The 17,082-nt window shown below is 74.7% G+C and carries 15 protein-coding genes; 6 read left to right on the top strand and 9 right to left on the bottom strand.

Annotated elements, in window-relative coordinates:
* Nucleotides 1–16: 16 nt before the first annotated feature.
* The gene (locus ABFY03_RS31880; RefSeq protein ID WP_346171465.1) at nt 17–922 is read right to left on the bottom strand and encodes an SMP-30/gluconolactonase/LRE family protein; all 906 of its coding nucleotides are present in this window, start codon (nt 920–922) and stop codon (nt 17–19) included.
* Nucleotides 923–1,115: 193 nt separating this feature from the next.
* On the opposite strand from ABFY03_RS31880, the gene ABFY03_RS31875 reads away from it, so the two are divergent.
* A complete protein-coding gene (locus ABFY03_RS31875) occupies nt 1,116–2,372 on the top strand; it encodes an ROK family transcriptional regulator (RefSeq protein WP_319010459.1) in 1,257 nt (418 codons plus the stop codon).
* Between the two features lie 286 nt (nt 2,373–2,658).
* Here the strand turns inward: ABFY03_RS31875 and ABFY03_RS31870 are convergent, their stop codons facing one another.
* Complete coding sequence (locus ABFY03_RS31870) at nt 2,659–3,432, bottom strand: IclR family transcriptional regulator (RefSeq protein WP_319010458.1); 774 nt, start codon at nt 3,430–3,432, stop codon at nt 2,659–2,661.
* 197 nt (nt 3,433–3,629) lie between these two features.
* Between ABFY03_RS31870 and ABFY03_RS31865 the strand changes: the two genes are divergently transcribed.
* From ABFY03_RS31865 to ABFY03_RS31855, 3 genes are all read left to right on the top strand, one after another.
* Complete coding sequence (locus ABFY03_RS31865; RefSeq protein ID WP_346171464.1) at nt 3,630–4,784, top strand: mandelate racemase/muconate lactonizing enzyme family protein; 1,155 nt, start codon at nt 3,630–3,632, stop codon at nt 4,782–4,784.
* Nucleotides 4,781–5,803: a zinc-dependent alcohol dehydrogenase gene (locus ABFY03_RS31860; RefSeq protein ID WP_319010456.1), complete on the top strand. Its 1,023-nt coding sequence runs from the start codon at nt 4,781–4,783 to the stop codon at nt 5,801–5,803. Before ABFY03_RS31865 ends, ABFY03_RS31860 begins: the two co-directional genes overlap by 4 nt.
* 226 nt (nt 5,804–6,029) lie before the next feature.
* Nucleotides 6,030–6,974 carry a hypothetical protein gene (locus ABFY03_RS31855; RefSeq protein WP_319010455.1) on the top strand — a complete coding sequence of 315 codons (945 nt, stop codon included), beginning with the start codon at nt 6,030–6,032 and terminating at the stop codon, nt 6,972–6,974.
* Nucleotides 6,975–7,119: 145 nt separating this feature from the next.
* On the opposite strand, the gene ABFY03_RS31850 is transcribed toward ABFY03_RS31855, so the two are convergent.
* Complete coding sequence (locus tag ABFY03_RS31850) at nt 7,120–7,428, bottom strand: putative quinol monooxygenase (protein WP_319010454.1); 309 nt, start codon at nt 7,426–7,428, stop codon at nt 7,120–7,122.
* An 85-nt stretch (nt 7,429–7,513) separates the two neighbouring features.
* Entirely contained in the window at nt 7,514–9,778 is a 2,265-nt protein-coding gene (locus ABFY03_RS31845; RefSeq protein ID WP_346171463.1) for a glycosyl hydrolase family 95 catalytic domain-containing protein, read from the bottom strand.
* Nucleotides 9,779–11,092: 1,314 nt separating this feature from the next.
* Here ABFY03_RS31845 and ABFY03_RS31840 point away from each other — a divergent pair.
* Nucleotides 11,093–11,671: a hypothetical protein gene (locus ABFY03_RS31840; RefSeq protein WP_346171462.1), complete on the top strand. Its 579-nt coding sequence runs from the start codon at nt 11,093–11,095 to the stop codon at nt 11,669–11,671.
* On the opposite strand, the gene ABFY03_RS31835 is transcribed toward ABFY03_RS31840, so the two are convergent.
* The 4 genes from ABFY03_RS31835 to ABFY03_RS31820 all read right to left on the bottom strand — a co-directional run bounded on the left by ABFY03_RS31835 (nt 11,631) and on the right by ABFY03_RS31820 (nt 15,412).
* Nucleotides 11,631–12,809: a Cmx/CmrA family chloramphenicol efflux MFS transporter gene (locus ABFY03_RS31835; RefSeq protein WP_346171461.1), complete on the bottom strand. Its 1,179-nt coding sequence runs from the start codon at nt 12,807–12,809 to the stop codon at nt 11,631–11,633. The two genes, ABFY03_RS31840 and ABFY03_RS31835, sit on opposite strands and share 41 nt — an antisense overlap.
* 391 nt (nt 12,810–13,200) lie before the next feature.
* On the bottom strand, nt 13,201–14,052 hold the full coding sequence (locus ABFY03_RS31830; RefSeq protein WP_346171460.1) for an RCC1 domain-containing protein: 852 nt from the start codon (nt 14,050–14,052) through the stop codon (nt 13,201–13,203).
* A gap of 447 nt (nt 14,053–14,499) precedes the next feature.
* Nucleotides 14,500–14,919, bottom strand: coding sequence for an Imm10 family immunity protein (locus ABFY03_RS31825; protein WP_319010448.1), 420 nt, complete (start codon nt 14,917–14,919; stop codon nt 14,500–14,502).
* Nucleotides 14,920–14,950: 31 nt separating this feature from the next.
* Nucleotides 14,951–15,412, bottom strand: coding sequence for a pyridoxamine 5'-phosphate oxidase family protein (locus tag ABFY03_RS31820; protein WP_346171459.1), 462 nt, complete (start codon nt 15,410–15,412; stop codon nt 14,951–14,953).
* A 442-nt stretch (nt 15,413–15,854) separates the two neighbouring features.
* Here ABFY03_RS31820 and ABFY03_RS31815 point away from each other — a divergent pair, with 442 nt between their 5' ends.
* On the top strand, nt 15,855–16,199 hold the full coding sequence (locus tag ABFY03_RS31815) for a hypothetical protein (protein WP_346171458.1): 345 nt from the start codon (nt 15,855–15,857) through the stop codon (nt 16,197–16,199).
* A 238-nt stretch (nt 16,200–16,437) separates the two neighbouring features.
* Here the strand turns inward: ABFY03_RS31815 and ABFY03_RS31810 are convergent, their stop codons facing one another.
* Nucleotides 16,438–17,010 (bottom strand): ArsR/SmtB family transcription factor, encoded by a 573-nt coding sequence (locus ABFY03_RS31810; protein WP_319010445.1) that lies wholly within the window; start codon nt 17,008–17,010, stop codon nt 16,438–16,440.
* Between the last annotated feature and the right edge of the window lie 72 nt (nt 17,011–17,082).

Genomic DNA, 17,082 nt, shown 5'->3' with positions numbered 1-17,082 from the left:
CGGGGGTCGAGGGGGTCTAGCGGTCGGCGTACGGGGTGGCGGGCAGGCCCGTGACGCCCGGGCGGCAGACGAAGAGGCGGCCGGCGTCGGGTTCGGCGCGGCGGCGCTCCTCGGGGAGGCCGTGGGTGGCGGTGGTGATGACGAGGACGTCGAGGTCGGGTCCCGCGAAGGCGCAGCTGGTGACGTGGGAGACGGGCAGGGGCACGCGCGCGTGCGGGACGCCTCCGGGGGTGAAGGCGAGGACTTCGGCGCCGCCCCAGACGGCGACCCAGACGTTGCCCTCGGCGTCGACGGTGAGGCCGTCGGGGTAGCCGCTGTCGAGGACCGCGAAGGGGCGGCGGCCGGACAGGGCGCCGGTGGCGGGGTCGTAGTCGAAGACGTCGACGCGGCGGGTGGGGCTGTCGGCGTAGTAGAGGAGGGTGCCGTCGGGGCTCCAGCCGAGCCCGTTGGAGATGGTGACGGGCTCGACGAGGGGGGTGAGCCGGCCGGCGTCGAGGCGGTAGAGGGCGCCGGCGCCGGGCCGTTCGTCGAAGGCCATGGTGCCGCCGAGGAGGCGGCCCGCGGGGTCGACGGAGGCGTCGTTCATGCGGCGCGGGACGCCGTCGTCGGGGAGGGCGGGCGCGGCGAGCACGACCGCCTCGGCCGGCGGCCGGCCGTGCTCCAGGCGGACGAAGGCGGTGCCGGTGGCGGCGAGGAGGGCCCCGGAGGCGCAGGGGACGGCCGCGCCCACGGGGCTGTCGAAGCGGAGGGCGGCGGTCGGCACCAGGTCGGTGCGGCCGTCCTCGCGGGTGAGGGCGGCGCGGTGGACCAGTCCCTCGGTGATGTCCACCCAGAGGAGTTCCTGCCGGGCGGTGTCCCAGACGGGGCCTTCGGGCAGGCGGCCGGGCGCGGGGGCGCAGGGCACGGCGCTGAGCTGGAGCATCGCTGGTCCTCCTGGGGGCGGCAGAGGGGGGTCGGCATGGGGTTCCCGGTTCGCCGGCATGGGACGCCGGGGGGGACGAGGCAAAAAACTACGGGTTCGTCTAACGGTTGTAAATAAGCCGGGGACTCCTTCTTCCAACCCTTCGAATAAGATCCTCGTCGACGACCGCGCACCGCCGACGGAGGCAGCAGAGATGATCAGGCGCACCTCGCAGGACATTCGCCGCCTCAACCGCTTCGAGGTGCTGCGCCGGGTCTACGCGGGCCCGGGCGCGATGAGCCGGCAGGACATCGCCGCGGCGACGGGGCTCTCCTTCGCCACGGTCGCCAATCTGACCGCGGAGCTCCTGGAGGCCGGCGTCCTCGTCGAGGCCGGCCACGAGGAGTCGGGCGGCGGCCGGCCGCGCGCGCGGCTCGCCGTGAACGCCGAGCGGGGGGCGCTGATCGGCGTCGACATCGCCGAGACCTCCGTCCACGCGGAGCTGTTCGACCTCGCCCTGACGGTCCGGCACTCCGTCGAGCGGCCTCTGCCGCCGGGGGACGTACGGCCCGCGGATGTGGTCGACACCCTCGCCGGGGCCGTGGAGGAGCTGCTCGTCGCCTCCGGGACCGACCGGTCGCGGGTCCTCGGCGCGGGGGTCAGCGTGCCCGGCATGGTCGAGCGCGAGGGCGGGGTGTCGTCGTTCTCGCCGTACTGGTCCTGGCACGAGGTACCGCTGCGCGCGCTGCTCGACGAGCGGCTCGGGCTGCCGCTGTGGCTGGACAACCCGCTGCGGGCCAGCACGGTCGCGGAGATGTGGTTCGGCGCGGGCCGCGAGGTGGACGACCTGGTGGTGCTGACGCTGCGGGCCGGCGTCGGCGCGGGCATCGCGGTCGGCGGGCAGCTGTACCGGGGCTTCACCAACAGCGCCGGCGAGTGGGGCCACACCTGCCTCGCCCTCGACGGACGGCCCTGCACCTGCGGCAACCGGGGCTGTGTGGAGGCGTACGTGTCGCTGCGCGGGATCGCCCAGACCTGGCGCGAACTCGCCCCGGAGGACGGGCGGGCGAGCGGCCCGGACGACGCGGCGACGGTCGCGGCGCTGGCCCGCGCGGCGGACTCCGGGGAGCCGGCGGCCCTCGCGGTCGTGGACCGCACCGCGCGCTATCTCGGCGCCGCCGTCGCCAACCTCGTGAACCTCGTCAACCCGCAGGTCGTCGTGGTCGGCAACCAGGTCGTGGACCTGCTCGGGGAGCGGCTGCTGCCGGCGGTGTACGAGGCGGTCGGCCGGCACGCGCTGGCCCTGCCGCACCGGGCGGCGACCCTCCGGCGCAGCGCCGTCCCGCACAACCCGGTGACGCGGGGCGCGGCGACCTTCGCCCTGGAGGGCTTCCTCGACGACCGGGAGGTCTTCGGCCCGGTCAGCCGCATGCGGAAGGCCGCGAAGGGCGGCGGATCCTCCAGTGCCTGAGCACGAGCGTGCGACCGGGCGCGTGCCCGAGCCGGCGGGCGGGAGCGCGGCCGGACGGGAACGCGCCCCAGGACCGGTGGGCGGGCACACGGGCGGACGGGAACGCGGGCCCGGACCGGCGGGCGGGCACACGGGCGGACGGGGGCGTGCGGCCGGGCGGGTGCACGGAGCCGTGGGCGTGCGGGGGGCGTTCGGTCCGTACGGGCCGAGGCCGGCGGGCGGGCCTACGCGCGCGCTCGGGCGGTCCGGGCCGACGTCCCCGGACGCGCCCGCGGGCACCCCCGGCTCAGCGCACCCCGCCGCGGTGCCCGAGGCGGGCGGAGAGTTCGCCGGCGCCGCGCACGGCGAGGGCCGTCAGCTCGTTCTCGCGGGCCTCGTCCCAGCGGGTGACCGGGACGGAGACGGAGAGCGCGGCGACGACCCGCCCCGAGCGGTCGCGGACCGGCGCGGCGACGCAGGAGACGTCCGGGTTGGACTCGCGCTGCTCGACGGCGACGCCGAGGATGGCGATCTCGGCGAGCGCGGCCCGCAGCACGTCCGGGTCGGTGATGCTGTTCGGCGTCATGCCGACCAGCTCGCGCCCGTCGAGGAGTTCGTCGAGCTCGTCGGCCGGGAGCATGGCGAGGAGCATCTTGCCGACCGCCGTGCAGTGGGCGGGGAGCCGCCGGCCGGCCGCCGACACCATGCGGACGGCGTGGGTGGAGTCCACCTTGGCGACGTAGATGACGTCGGCGTCCTCCAGGAGCGCGACGTGGACCGTCTCGCCGCAGGTGTCGGCCACGTCCTGGGCCACCTCGCGGCCCTCCGCGGCGAGGTCGAGCTGCTCGGCGTACCGGCTGCCGAGCTGGTACGTGCGCACGCCGAGCCGGAAGCGGCCGGGCTGTTCCGGCACCGGGACGAGGTAGTTGCGGGCGGAGAGCGTGGAGACCAGTTCGTGGGTGGTGGTGCGGGGCAGCCCGAGCCGGCGGGTGATCTCGGGGGCGGAGAGCGTGCCGTCCCCCTGGAGGAAGAGCTCCAGAATGTCGAACGCCCTGGTCACCGCGGGTACGAGTCGTCCCATGGCCCCCACCTCACCCTCATGCTGTTCGAAATGCCGTACCCCGACCGAAATAGCGGACAGAGACTAGCCCCGGACCGGGGGTGGGGCAACGGCCCCCGCGCCCGGGCCATCCCTTGACGCCTCTCGGCGCCGCTGCCTACCGTCGCGCCACCTCGCCGAACACCGTCCGGAATGACGAACACCCTGGAGCCTCCGCCGTGCGCATCACGGGAATCACCACTCATGTCGTCGGCACGCCCTGGCGCAATCTCACCTATGTGCTGGTCCACACCGACGAGGGACTGACGGGCGTCGGCGAGACCCGGATGCTGGGTCACACCGACGCCCTGCTCGGCTATCTGCGCGAGGCGGAGGCGAACCACATCGCGGGCTCGGACCCGTTCGCCGTCGAGGACCTGGTCCGCCGCATGAAGTACGGGGACTTCGGGCGTGCGGGCGAGATCGTCATGTCGGGGATCGCGGTGGTCGAGACGGCCTGCTGGGACATCAAGGGCAAGGCGCTCGGCGTGCCGGTCTGGCAACTCCTCGGCGGACGCGTGACCGACCGGGTGCCGGCGTACGCGAACGGCTGGTACACCACCGAGCGCACCCCGGAGGCGTACCACGCGGCGGCCCGCGAGGTCGTCGCGCGCGGCTACCGGGCCCTGAAGATCGACCCGTTCGGTGCCGGGCGCCTCGAACTCGACCCGGCGGCCTCGCGGTACGCGGTCTCGCTCATCGAGGCGGTCCGGGACGCGATCGGCCCGGACACCGAGCTGATGGTGGAGATGCACGGCCGCTTCTCCCCCGCCACGGCCGTCCGGCTGGCCCGCGAACTCGCCCCGTTCCGGCCCGCGTGGCTGGAGGAGCCGGTGCCGCCGGAGAACCTGAAGGCGCTGGCGAAGGTGGCCGGGAAGACCGAGCTGCCGATCGCCACCGGCGAGCGCATCCACGACCGGATCGAGTTCCGCGAGCTCTTCGAGTCGCAGGCCGCCGACATCATCCAACCCGACGTCGGGCACATCGGCGGCATCCTGGAGGCCCGCAAGCTGGCGGCGACCGCCGAGACCCACTACGTGACGGTCGCCCCGCACAACGTCGGCGGCTCGGTCCTCACCGCCGCCTCCCTCCAACTCGCCGCCTGCACCCCCAACTTCAAGGTGCTGGAGCACTTCAACGACTTCGCCGACGCGGAGATCAAGAAGGTGGTGCGCGGGGCCCCCGAGATCGACCCGGAGACGGGCTGCTTCCCCGTCTCGCACGCCCCCGGCCTCGGCGTCGAGCTGGACGTGGACGCGGCCGCCGAATTCCCCCAGCAGCGCGCCAGGTTCGACCTGTGGTCCGAGGGCTGGGAGCGGAGGCGGCCGAAGTGACGGCTCCGCACGGCCGCGCCGTCCTCGTCGAACGGCCCGGCGTGCACCGGCTGGTGGAGCGCCCGCGCCCCGCACCCGGACCGGGCGAGGTCCTGGTGCGGGTCTTCGCCGCCGGGATCTGCCTCAGCGACCGGGAGGTGTACGAGGGCCGCCGGGCGCCCGGCTATGTGCGGTATCCGGTGGTGCCCGGGCACGAGTGGTCCGGCACCGTCGAGGCGGTCGGCGCCGGCGTGGCCCGGGACCTGGTCGGCCGGCCCTGTGTCGCCGAGGGCTTCCGCTGCTGCGGGACGTGCGAGCGGTGCAGGTCCGGCGAGACGAGCCTGTGCACCGCCGGGTACGCGGAGACCGGCTTCACCGAACCGGGCGCCTTCGCCGACCGGCTCGTGGTCCCCGCCCGGCTGCTGCACCTGCTGCCCGAGCGGGCGGACCTGAGGGCCGCCGCGCTGCTCGAACCGGCGGCGGTGGTCGCGGCGGCGGTCCGGGCCGGGCGCCCGCGCCCCGGGGAGCGGACGGCGGTCGTCGGCGCCGGCACCCTCGGGCTGCTCGCCACGCAGTGGCTCGCCGCCTCCTCCCCCGCCGCGCTGGCCGTCATCGAGCCGCGTGCGGCCCGGGCCGAACGGGCCCGCGACTTCGGCGCGACGCTCGTCCTTGACCCGGCGAACGCCACGGCCGCGCACGGGGAGTTCGACCTGGTGGTGGAGACCGCCGGAGCCCCCACCACGGCCGCCTCGGCCTGCCTGCTGGCCCGCCGGGGCGGCCGGGTGGTGCTCACCGGCATGTTCGCGGAGGGAGCCACGGGCATCGACCCGGTGCACCTCTCGCTGAACCAGCTGGAGTTGCGGAGCGTCTTCGGCGCCTCGTCGGCCGCCTGGGCGGACGCGGTCCGGGCCTTCGCGACCGGACTGCTCGACCCGGCGCCGCTCGTCACCCACGAGTTCCCGCTCGACCGCTTCACCGAGGCGCTCGCCCTGGTCGGCGGCGGAGACCCGACGGTCGGCAAGGTCCTGCTGAGGCCCTGAGCCCCGTCCGTACCGCCCCACCGGCCACCCGACCGTCCGTCAGCCCCGACCGTCCGTCAGCCCCGTCCGCACCGCCCCGCCGGTCACCCGACCGTCCGTCCCGGGGCCCCGTCCGTACGACGCCATCGGTCACCCGCCCGTCCCGCAACCCCGGCCGTACCGCGCCACCGGGCACCCGCCCCTCCCGCTCCCCCACGACGTCCGACCCATCGCACAGAGGAGTCCGATGCTCCATCCAGGAACCGAAGCCCTCCGCCGCATCGGCCACCCGGCACCGCCGCCCGACCCCGCCGACGCCTCGCCGCACACGTTCCCCGACGGCGGCCGGTGGCGGACCGAGGTGCCGTCCGTGGAGGGCCCGGAGGCACTGGAGGCGGTCCTCGCGGAGAGCGAGCGGCTCGACGTGCCGGTGCACCGCGTGAGCCAGGGCAGCGGCGTGTGGATGCTCACCGACGCCGAGATCCGGGAGATGGTGGCGGCCTGCGCCGAACGGGCCGTCGAACTCTGCCTGTTCACCGGCCCGCGCGGCACCTGGGACACCGGTGCGGCGACCCGCACCGCATCGGGCGGCGGCGGCCTGCGCGCCCGGGGCCACGACGCGCTCGCCGGCTGCGTCGAAGACGCCCTGCGCGCGGCCGAGCTGGGGGTGCGCGCGCTGCTGGTGGCGGACGAGGGCGTGCTCTGGACGCTGCACCGGCTCCGTGCCGCCGGGATCCTGCCGGCGGCGACCCGGCTCAAGGTCTCCGCCCTCATCGGACCCGTGAACCCCGCCTCGTACGCCGTGTACGAGCGGCTGGGCGCCGACTCCCTCAACGTGCCGTCCGACCTGACGACGGCCCACCTCACCGAGATCCGCCGGGTCAGCCGGGCGCCGATGGACCTGTACGTGGAGGCCCCCGACGACCTCGGCGGCTACGTCCGCCTCCACGAGGTGGCCGAACTGGTGCGCCGCGCCGCGCCGTTGTACCTGAAGTTCGGGCTGAGCCGGGCCGCCGGCATCTATCCGTACGGGGCGCACCTGCGCGAGCACGCGCTCGCCACCGCGCGCGAACGGGTCCGCCGGGGACGGCTGGTTCTCGACCAGCTCGCCCGCCACGGAGCGGCCGGCACGATGTCCCCGACCGGCTCCCACGCCCCGGGCCCACTGGCCCGCTTCCCCGTCACGGACTGAGGGGACCACGGGGCCCTCAAACGGCGCCGAACCACGGGGAGTTCAGCCGACCCCGGGGGGCCCGTGACTTCGGCCGGCCTCGGCGCCCGGGACGTCAGCCGACTTCGGGGCCCGGGACGTCAGCCGGTCTTGGAGCCCGGGGACTTCAGCCCGCCTCGGGGCCCGGCTCGGCCAGGAGGTCGTCGACGAGGGTGAGGCGGGTCTCGGGGAAGTACTCGGCGATCGCCTCGCGCATCATCGCCTCGCCCTCCGGGTCGGGCGTCCCGCACTTCTCGCGCGTCTCGCGGTCGGGCCAACGGGCGTACGCCACCCAGGTGTCGTCGTCCGAGCGGTGGAGGCGGGAGCCGTAGCTGCCGCACTCCTGGTGGATCGCCAGGGTCACCCGGTGCCAGCCGTCCACGAGCTGCTGCTCCCGCCCCGGCCGCACCTTCCACCGGTAGATCACCGCGAACATCTCTCCGCCTCCCTCGTCCGGTCGGGCGGGCCGTGCCGCCCGCGCCACCTCCGGCCCCGACTGAACTACACCGACCAGTTCAGTGTCAAGACTGAACCGTTCTGTCAACGGCGTATCCGGCGAGCACCTGCTCCACCCCCGCCCGGAGAGCGAGCCGCCGCACCTCCCCCGGGGCGCGGAGTTCGACGGTGGCGTCCCGGTCGGGGCGGAGCACGCACCTGTACTCCCCCGGCGCCCAGGCGAGGTCGATCCGGGCGCCGAAGCGGGTTCGCACCCCGGTGAGCCGACCGCGCGCGCAGAGCCCGGGCGGCGGCGCGGGCAGCAGGACGAGCCGGCCGGGGGTGGAGCGGACCAGCGCCTCGACGAGCAGCGCGGGCAGGGCGTGGGCGGCGTCGGCGTTGTACACGTCCCGCTTCGGGTAGTGCGCGCTCATCAGGGAGGCGTGGAAGTAGTCGCCGTCGAGCACCCGCCGCAGGGCGTCCCCGGCGCGGACGGCGTCGCCGAGGCGGGCGGCGATGAGCCCCTGGTGGAGGTGGCCGTGGGCGGAGTCGTTCTCGCTGCCGCGCAGTTCGAGGGCGCGGGCGGCGGCCCGGGCGAGGTCGGGCGTGTCGTAGGGGGTGATCGCGTCGAGCGGCCAGACCGGGTAGAGATGGCTGAGGTGCCGGTGGTCGTAGCGGTCGCCGAGGCCGGGCCAGGCCCATTCGGCGAGGGCGCCGTCGGCGTTGACCCGGTAGGGCGGGAGCCGGTCGGCGAGGGCGCGGAGCCGGCCCGCCCGGGTGGCGGGGGCGCGGTCGGCGGCGGCCGTGAGGGCGTGCCGGGCGGCGGCGAGGTCCATGGTGGCGTTGACGGCGCCCCAGCTGCCGCCGTCCGGACGGTTCTCCGGAGAGTAGGAGGGCACGACGGCGAGGCGCCCGTCGGGCCCCGTGCGGGTGAGGAAGTCCTCGTAGAAGTCGCTGAGTTCGAGCAGCCGGGCGGTGAGCCAGGGGTCGCGGCGGCCCGCGGCCTCGTCCGCTTCGAGGAGCGGCAGGAGGAGCCAGTCGGCGGCGGCGGTCCAGAGGTGGAGGGGGTACTCGCGGTCGAAGTGGTACGCGTGGCCGCTCTCGCCGTCGGTGTGGGCGGGGGCCACGATGCCCCGGGCCCCGAAGACGGCCCGGGCGTTGTCCCGCCAGTCCGCGAACTGGCGCCTGATCAGGGCGCGGTGGGCCTCGGTGACCTCGGGGAGGTCGGCGGCGACGGCGGAGGCGGTCTGGAGGGCGAGATTCGCGTCGGTGGTGAAGCCGCCGGCCCAGGCGGTGTCCCAGTCGCCGGTCCACAGGCCGCAGAGCCGGGGCGGCAGCATCCCGGACGAGGAGAGCAGGTGGTAGCGGCCGGCGGCGAAGAGCCGTTCCAGGAGCGCGGGAGCGGCGGGGCGCGCCAGCAACGCGGAGCCCGGCAGAGCCCGTTCGGCCGGATCGGCGGCGAGGTCGAGGCCCACCCGGCGGTACGCGGCGCGGTGCAGGGCGGTGTGCCGGTCGAGGAGCCGGACGTACGCGGCGGAAGGCCCGTCCTCCCCGGCGAGGGCACGCAGGGCGGCGGTCTCCTCGGCGGGGTCGTACGGACCGTCGTGGCGCCGCACCCGGGTGAGCAGCAGGAGCCGGCGGGCCCCCTCGACGCGGATCCCCCGGTCGGTGAGCGTGGTCCGGCCGCTGTCGGGGACGACCAGGGTGACACCGGTGTAGCCGAGGGTCGAGTCGGGGTAGCGGACGCCGAGGGTGAGGACGGTCTCGCCATGGGCGGTGGCGACGCCGTGAGCGGCGATGAGGCCGGGCGGCGCGCCGGAAAGCCGGTGGTCGAGCTCGACGCGGACGCGGGGGCCGGGCTCGGTGACGTACTGGACGAGGACGTCGTCGGCACGGGAGACGAGGACGCGGCTGGTGCGGGCGGGGGCGGTGGCGGCGCGGGCGGTGGCGGTGACGACGCCGGTGGTGAAGTCGACTTCGCGCCGCGTGCCAGAGGTGTCGAGGGCGTCGGGACCGCCGTGCGGGGTGTCGGCGCGGACGTGGGTCTGGAAGGCGGGGTGGAAGGGCTGGATCCAGCGCAGCGGGCGCCCGTCGGTGAAGGTCTCGGCCGCCCTGAGGTCGCCGGCGAGCAGGGCGTCCTGGAGGGCGCGGAGCCGGTCGGCGAGGCGGGGCGGGTCGGTGTCGCCGGGCCGGTGGTGGGGGCGTACGAGGGTGTGATGGGTGACGATCACCCGGTCGTCCCGGGGATCGCCGTACACCAGCGCGCCGTGCCGGCCGTTCCCGGCGAGGAACGCGTCCTCCCAGCGGGTGGCGGGCTCGGGCTCCCAGGTGCCGTGCACGGGTTCGGTCATGGATGCTCCTCCAGGACGGACGGCGGCGCCGAAGCGGTCGGGGGTCGGGGTGCGGTGTCGTCGACGGTGGTGCCGGTGAGCGGATCGCGGCGCCGGGCGGGGCACGCGGACGGTGACCGGGGCGTGGCCGGCCTCGGCAGTTCCGGGGGAGGGTGGGGCGCGGGCGTGGCGGAGGTCGGCGGGGCGGGCGGCGAGGTGCGCGGCGCGGACCGGGTCGGCCGTGCCCGAGGCGATCCCCGGAGCTCGATCCGTCCGCGCGCGAGACCGGGTACGACATGACCGGCCGCCGGGAGCCGGCCTGCGAAGCGACGGAGGCGGCGCTCGTCCCGCTGTGCAACGAGCCGACCGGGAAAGGTACTTCGCCACAGCGGTTCGGCGCCGACCGGGTCGACTTCGCCGAGGGCAGGGACCGGATCCGGCTGCGGACCGCCGACGGGCGCGCGGAGATCGCCCTCGCTCCGGCGCTGCTCGCCGCCCGCTCGGACCTACCGCCGCTGACCGCGGACGCCGGGGGTTCGGTACACGACCTGGGAGGGACCTGGGCGGCGGGGTGCCGGCCCCGCGCCGCCGGCGGCCGCTGTCTGCCGGTGGCGGAGGACCGCCTGGTCCGCGCCCCGGCGGACGAGCCCGGCGGATGGGGGTCTGGGAGACGTACCGGTTCGAGGCCCACGGTCACGGTCACCTCCTTCCGTGCGTCGGGACGGGGCCACGTCTCTGTCGCCGCCGGCGGCGCGAAGGTTGCCGCCGATCACGCGTGGGCCGAGGTCTTCGCCGTGGAGAGCGTCGAACGGGGCGAGGAGACGGTGGGGCGGGCCGACGCCGGGGCGGGCACGGGGGGCACGCGGCTTCGGACGAGGTCGTCCAGGTGCGGCGTGCGGTCACCCCCTCAGTACCGCGCCCTCGCATCGCGCACGCGTCGCCCACGAGCGGCTCCACCTGGCGCCGGGAGGGCTCTCGCGCACTGAGCGGCGCACAGACCGCAACGTCGACCCCGGCGTCGGGCCCGGGTGAGGTGACATTCTTCGCGGGCGTCGGCGCGGCGCGGCGCGGCGGGGCGGGGCGGGGCGCGGCGGGTACGGAACCGGCCGACGCAGGCGGCGTCACGGCGGGTCCGACGGGCGGCCCGTACGGCCTCGTGACCGCCGGAGCGCCCGCCGGCTCCTCCTCGTGAGGCGCCGGAGAGGCGCGGCGAAGGTGCCCCACGGTCGCCTCCGGACGGGCGGGACGCACCGGGGCCCCGCGCCACGGGCTTCCGGTGCCGGGTCTCCGGTGCGTGGCGGGCTAGGCTCTCGTGATCGTCAACCTGGGGGGATCATGACCGGCACGACTTCCGTACGACGCACCGCCCTGCTCACGGTGGCGCTCGCCGCACTCGCCGTCTCGTGCGGCACGACGCCGAAGCCCGATCCGACGGTGGAGCTTCCCCGCCCTTCGGCGACGACCGCGGCGGGAACCGGGAACGCCGGAGCGACGGCGACGGCGACGGCGACGGCCGAGCCCACCGCCACGCCCACCGGCACCGACGCCCTGCCGGACGACTCCACGCCCGCCGCCGCTCCCAGCACGTCCGACCCGTACGCGCCCGCCCCCGGGGAGAAGGTCCGCGACGCCTTCGCCACCCTCCAGGCCACGCTCAACGACTCCTGCGCGACGGACTGCTCCTACTTCCTGGGCCGCGTCAACAAGGAGGTCCAGGAGATGGACATGGCCATGAAGGCCGACCCGAAGGGTCCCGGCCACTTCCCCGAACCGATCGCCCGGATCGCGGAACTGAACAGGACCCTCGGCGGGGACCGCTCCTACGAGAACCTGAAGAAGCACGAGAAGGAGTTGATCGGCACCCGGGACTTCATCAACACCTGGATGCAGGACCACCCGGACGACTACCGCTGACGACGCCGACGGCCAGCGCAGCGGCGACGAGCCCCGCGCTCAGCAGGAACGGCCCCGTCGGCCGTACCAGGACCGGCGCCGCCAGCAACGGCCCCGCCACGGCCCCCACGTTGAGGGCGGCCGTGGCGTAGGCCCCGGCGAGCGCGGGCGCCCCGGTGGCCTCGTACAGGATCCGGGCGATGAGGGTGCCACCGAGGGCGAACGAGAGAGCCCCCTGGACGAGCAGCAGGGCCAGCAGGGCCGCCGGCCGGTCCGCCAGCGCGGCGAGCGCGAGCCAGCCCACGAGGAGCAACGGCCCGCCGACGGCGAGCAGTCGGTCCGCGTGCCGGTCGGCGAACCGGCCCGCCAGGGTGACCCCGGCGAAGGAGCCCGCGCCGAACAGCACGAGGGCCACGGAGACCCAGGGGGCGCTGAGCCCGGCCGGTCCGGTGACGACCGGCGCGAGGAAGGTGAACGCGCCGAAGGTGGCGGCGTTCACCAGCGCGGCGAGCACCATGACCCGGACGAGCCGGGGTGCGCGCAGGACCCGGAACTCGCCCCGCAGCGAAGTCCGTTCGCCTCGCCCGCCGCCCGGAACGCCCCAAAGGACACCGAGCGCGGCGGGCACGCACAGCGCGGCCACGGCCCAGAACGCCGCCCGCCATCCGGCGAGGGAACCGAGCAGCGCGCCACCCGGAACGCCCGCGACCGTGGCGACGGTCGTCCCGCCGAGGAGGACGGCGAGCGCCCGCGCCTTGCGGTCGGCCGGGACCATGGCGGTGGCGGAGGTCAGAGCCAGGGCGAGGAAGCCCGCGTTCGCGAGGGCGGCGACGAACCGGCTGAGGAGCAGGACGGGAAAGCTGGTCGTCACGGCACCGACGACGTGTGCGGCGAGGAAGACGAGCACGAAGCCGAGCAGCCCGGCCCGGCCGGACCACCCCCGGGCGAGCACGGCCATCAGCGGCGCACCGATCACCATCCCGACGGCGAAGGCCGAGGTGAGCGCTCCGGCGGCGCCGACGCTCACCCCCAGGTCGCGGGCGAGGTCGGGCAGCAGCCCGGCGAGCATGAACTCCGAGGTGCCCATGGCGAAGACGGCGAGGGCCAGCAGATACAGGGGAAGAGGAAGGGGAACGAGACGGGCTGGAGGAAGAGGCACGGAGGACTCCGAGGCGAGGCGAGAAGAGAGGAGACGAGAGACGTCGTCGCGTCACCGCCACCAGCCCGCCGCCCCGCCCTCCAGGACGCACGGACACCCGGCACACAGACACCCGGCACACGGACACACGGCACATGGACATGTCCAACCACCCGCACGGCGCAGAGTGCCGCGGGCGGTCGGTGCCGTGCACCGAATCAGGAGATGCGGAGGCTCAGGGGCTGACGGCGCGACCGAAAGCCCCCCACTCTGGATGCCTCGGGACTGGACATGCGGGGCAGGCTACGCCCGGCCCCACTCCCCCGCACCTGCTTTTCTGTCCCTCCGGCCGAGGCGGCGATCAGGACGCGGTCGGATCCGCCGAGCGCGCTCCGTACGCCTGCGCGCAGGCTCACGGAAGCCGGATGTCGGACCAGGCCTCGACCGCGCACTGACCGTCGGCATGGTTCCCGGCGGCCACGACGGTGCCGTCGGCCCGCAGGCCGAGGGTGTGCGTCGAGCCGGCCGCCACGGCGACGACGTCCCGCCAGTCGTCGACGTCGCACTGCCCGTGGCTGTTGTCTCCGGTCGCGAGCACCCGCCCGGACGCCGTGACCCCGACGGTGTGATAGCTGCCCGCGTCGAGCGCCACGACGTCCTCCCACTCGTCGACCTCGCACGCCCCGGTCGTCCGCTCTCCGGTCGCCACGGCGCGCCCGTCGGCTGTGAGGCCGACGGTGTGGCAGTACCCGGCCGCGATGCCGACGAGATCACGCCACCCGCCGACGTCGCACTGCCGTCGCCGGTCGTTGCCCACGGCCACGGCGGAACCGTCCGCCCGCACACCGACCGAGTGCCAGTCACCGCACGACAGGACGACCACCTCGCGCCAGGACTCCACGTCGCACTGTCCCTCCGCGTTCCGGCCGACCGCCAGCACCCGGCCGTTCCCGAGCAGGCCGAGCGTCCGCCGCCAGCCCGCGGCCACGGCGGTGACACCACGCCAGCCGGCGACCTCGCACTGCCCGTCGCCGTTCCACCCCGCGGCCAGCACCGTGCCGTCCGACCGGAGCCCCACCGTATGGGACCTGCCCGTGTTCCTCGCCGTGTGGACGTTGCCGGCCGCCACCTCGACGACCCGCTCCCACCCCTGGACACGACACTCCCCGGCCGCGGAACCGCGCACGGCGAGAACAGTCCCGTCCCGGCGCGCAGCAACCGAATGACGCCTCCCCGCCGCCAGCACCGACGGACGAGCGCGCATGCTGCCTCCTTGGACGAGCTGACACACAGGTGGGCACCCTCCTGTCCTGTCCGTTGCTCCACCAGGCTAGGCGAGGGCGACGGGTGTCAGCGGCCCGCCACCGCGACGCCCAGCAGCAACTCGCCGGTCACCTCCGGCGCGTCGAGCACAGGGGCGTACCCGATCCCGGGCAACAGCCCCGTGCGCGCGCTCGACACCGTGTCGCAGAGGTCCGCCGAAGACGGGCCCCGGCAGGAGTCGGCATCGCCGTCGCTCCCGACCCCGGACCGACCCGTCGCGACGCACAGGAGGTGGACAAGACCGACCCAGCCCTATGGGCCTCCGGCCTCGCGGCGGATCTGCGGCGGGAGGTGGTCGCCCCCTGGCCACGGCCGACCGGATCTCTCACCTGCGTGGGCTCGGTGATGAGGCGATCCACGACCGGGGCGGCGTCCACGGCCGCGGCGGTCAGGCGGCGATCACGATCGGCAGCGCGGCGGCCCGGCCGTAGGCCAGGATGTGGCGGAGCGCGTCCTTCAGGCGGGCGACGTCCTCGGCCGGCGCACGCAGGACCGCCTCGACCACCGGATCGTCCAACTCCAGGTCGTCCAGGACGGCGGGGTCGAACGTGACCCGCAGGAGGTTCCCTTCCAGTTCCACCGTGCGGACGCAGCCGTACGCGGTGTTCTGGACCGGGGTGAGGACGCAGTACGAGTCCAGGCCCAGGCGCACGGCCTGTTCGTCCGGTTCCTCGACGCCGCCCTGGAACTCGAGCGCGAAGCTCTCCTCGTCCTCCGACTCGGCGACTCCTGCCGTCGGCACGTGTATGCCCGGCGGAAGGTCCTGGTGCCAGCCGTAGACGACGTTCGCCACGAACCTGTAGGTCATACGCGTGTTCTACCAGACCCGTTCGCGTCCGTCAGGCGTCGGTCCACGCCCCGTCCGTCATGAGCTGCCGCCCAGCCAGCTCCGGCTCCTCGTGCCACGCCTGGAGGTCCGTCGGACGGACGCGGAACCAGCGGTAGGCCGGGCCCGAACGGCGGGCTTCCCAGCCCGTCTTGGCGCGGAAGCCGTCGGCGGTCTCCGCCGGGACCTCGTCGTGGGTGTACGTGGTGACCTCGCCGTCGAGGAGGACGACGTCTCTGGTGTCGCCGAGGGCGAGCCGGGTCCGGGGGTTGGCGGCGAGGTTGCGGCCGGTGGGGTTGGTCAGCCGGGTGACGAGCCAGACGTCCCTCCCGTCCCAGAGGAACGAGAGCGGCACGAGGTACGGCACCCCGTCGGGACCCGCGGAGGCGACCCAGAGGTCCCTCTCCCGCTCCAGCCTGCGCCGTACGTCCTTGATGCGCTGCGCCCGGTCGCGCGGCGCCGTCTCGTTCGTCATGCCTCGACCTTACGAGCGCGGCCCCCGCCCGTGACGCGGCTCCCCGCCGACACGGAGCCCACGCGCGCCCCTGGTCGACGCGGCGAGCACCTTCGCGAGCCTCAGCGCGCGCTCGGCCCGCGGTTCGAGCCGGTCCTGGAAGCAATCAGGGTGCGCCGGCCGGCCGCCGGAATGCCACAAGCCTGCCGTCTGCCACGAGGCACCGTGCTGGTCGCGGTCCTCAACGAGTGGCTGTGACTGAGGAAGGTTGGTACGGGCGCACGCAACGGGAACTCCCGGTTGTCCGTTGCACGATCGCCCGTCTTTGCGGCACCGGGATTGCAGCCGAGAGGGACGATACCCGAGCCCGACCATCACACCCATCTCAAAAGCAGCAAAGATCTGCTTTCGGAACAGTCCCAGGAACTGTCCGGCGGATCATGAAGTCGTAGGCTTCCGGTTCATGCACAGCACCCTGACGGAGCACGCTCGCTGCCTCTACGGAGATGAGTACCGACCGACACCGGAGTGCGGCCGGGAACACCGGGAGCGGTACTTCGTCGAAGAGCTGACCTTCGCCGACGCGGACGCGATCCTCGCCATGCTGCGCGAGCTCTGCCCGCAGTACGTCGACGGAAATCTTCCTGTCTGGATCCGGAACCTTTCGTATCGACTGGTGCTGTTGCAACGGCCGGACGAGCCCGAGCTGATGCGGGAGGCTGCGATGGTCCTGCAGATCTTCGGTCCCGACTGGGACGACATCGCAGCGGACCTCATGAAGCGGGCTGACGCTCTGAAACCGGGTTGATCACGTCTTGGGCCGGAGGCGGATCGAAGCCATATGACGGTGCCGCGCAAGACGTAGGAGGTCGCGCGGACGATCACTCGCGCCGGTGGCCGCCGGGGCGGCCGGGGACGAGGAGGCAGCGGCCGACAAGGCCACCAGGGCCACCTCGTCAGCGCAGCACTCGGCGATCGGCGCACCCGGTCGCCTCCGCCACGGGCTGGCCACTCGACGATCGAGTACTTCGTCGGCAGGTCGCCGGTCAGTCGGCGGGCAGGCCGAACCAACGGAGGAGTACGGGGCGCGCGTCGTCGGGGGCGTCCTCGGGCCCGCGGGCATAGCGCGCGAGCAGGGCCAGATAGTCGTCGTGGAACGCGTCCAGCTCGTCCTTCGTGAGGTGGATGAGGCTGCGGGAACCCCGCATCCAGCCTTCGGACTCCGCCTGTCCGGCGGTGAACCGCCGGGCCAGCTCGACGTCCTCCTCCATTCTCATCCGGTCCAGCTCGGCGGACAGGGCGCGTTCGGCCTCCGTCAGCTCGCCCTGCGGGGGTCTGCGGATGTCGAGGCCGCGCACCCCGCGCCACCACCGCTCACGTCCGGTGGAGCGCTCGGGGATGTCCTCGATGAGGCCGCTGCGTTCCAGCATGCGCAGGTGGTAGCTGAGCGTCCCGGTGTTCTCGCCGAGGGCCGCGGCGAGCGTGGTCGAGGTGGCCGGGCCCGCGGCGCCGAGGTGGCGCAGGATCCGCAGCCGCAGGGGGTGGGCGAGGGCCTTGAGCACCTCGGGACTCTCGACCGTGCGCTGCGCTGAGGGTTCCGCTCCGCGTTCTTCCGTCATGCCGCAAGTCTATCCGACGGCAGCGATTTCTCTGCAGACCTTCCTCTGCAGAGAAATCTCTGCAATGCTGGA

The organism is Streptomyces roseofulvus, assembly GCF_039534915.1.
In the GTDB taxonomy this organism is placed as follows: Bacteria; Actinomycetota; Actinomycetes; order Streptomycetales; family Streptomycetaceae; genus Streptomyces; species Streptomyces roseofulvus.
The sequence above is the reverse complement of the archived record's forward strand: the minus strand, read 5'-3'. Positions and strand labels throughout refer to the sequence as shown.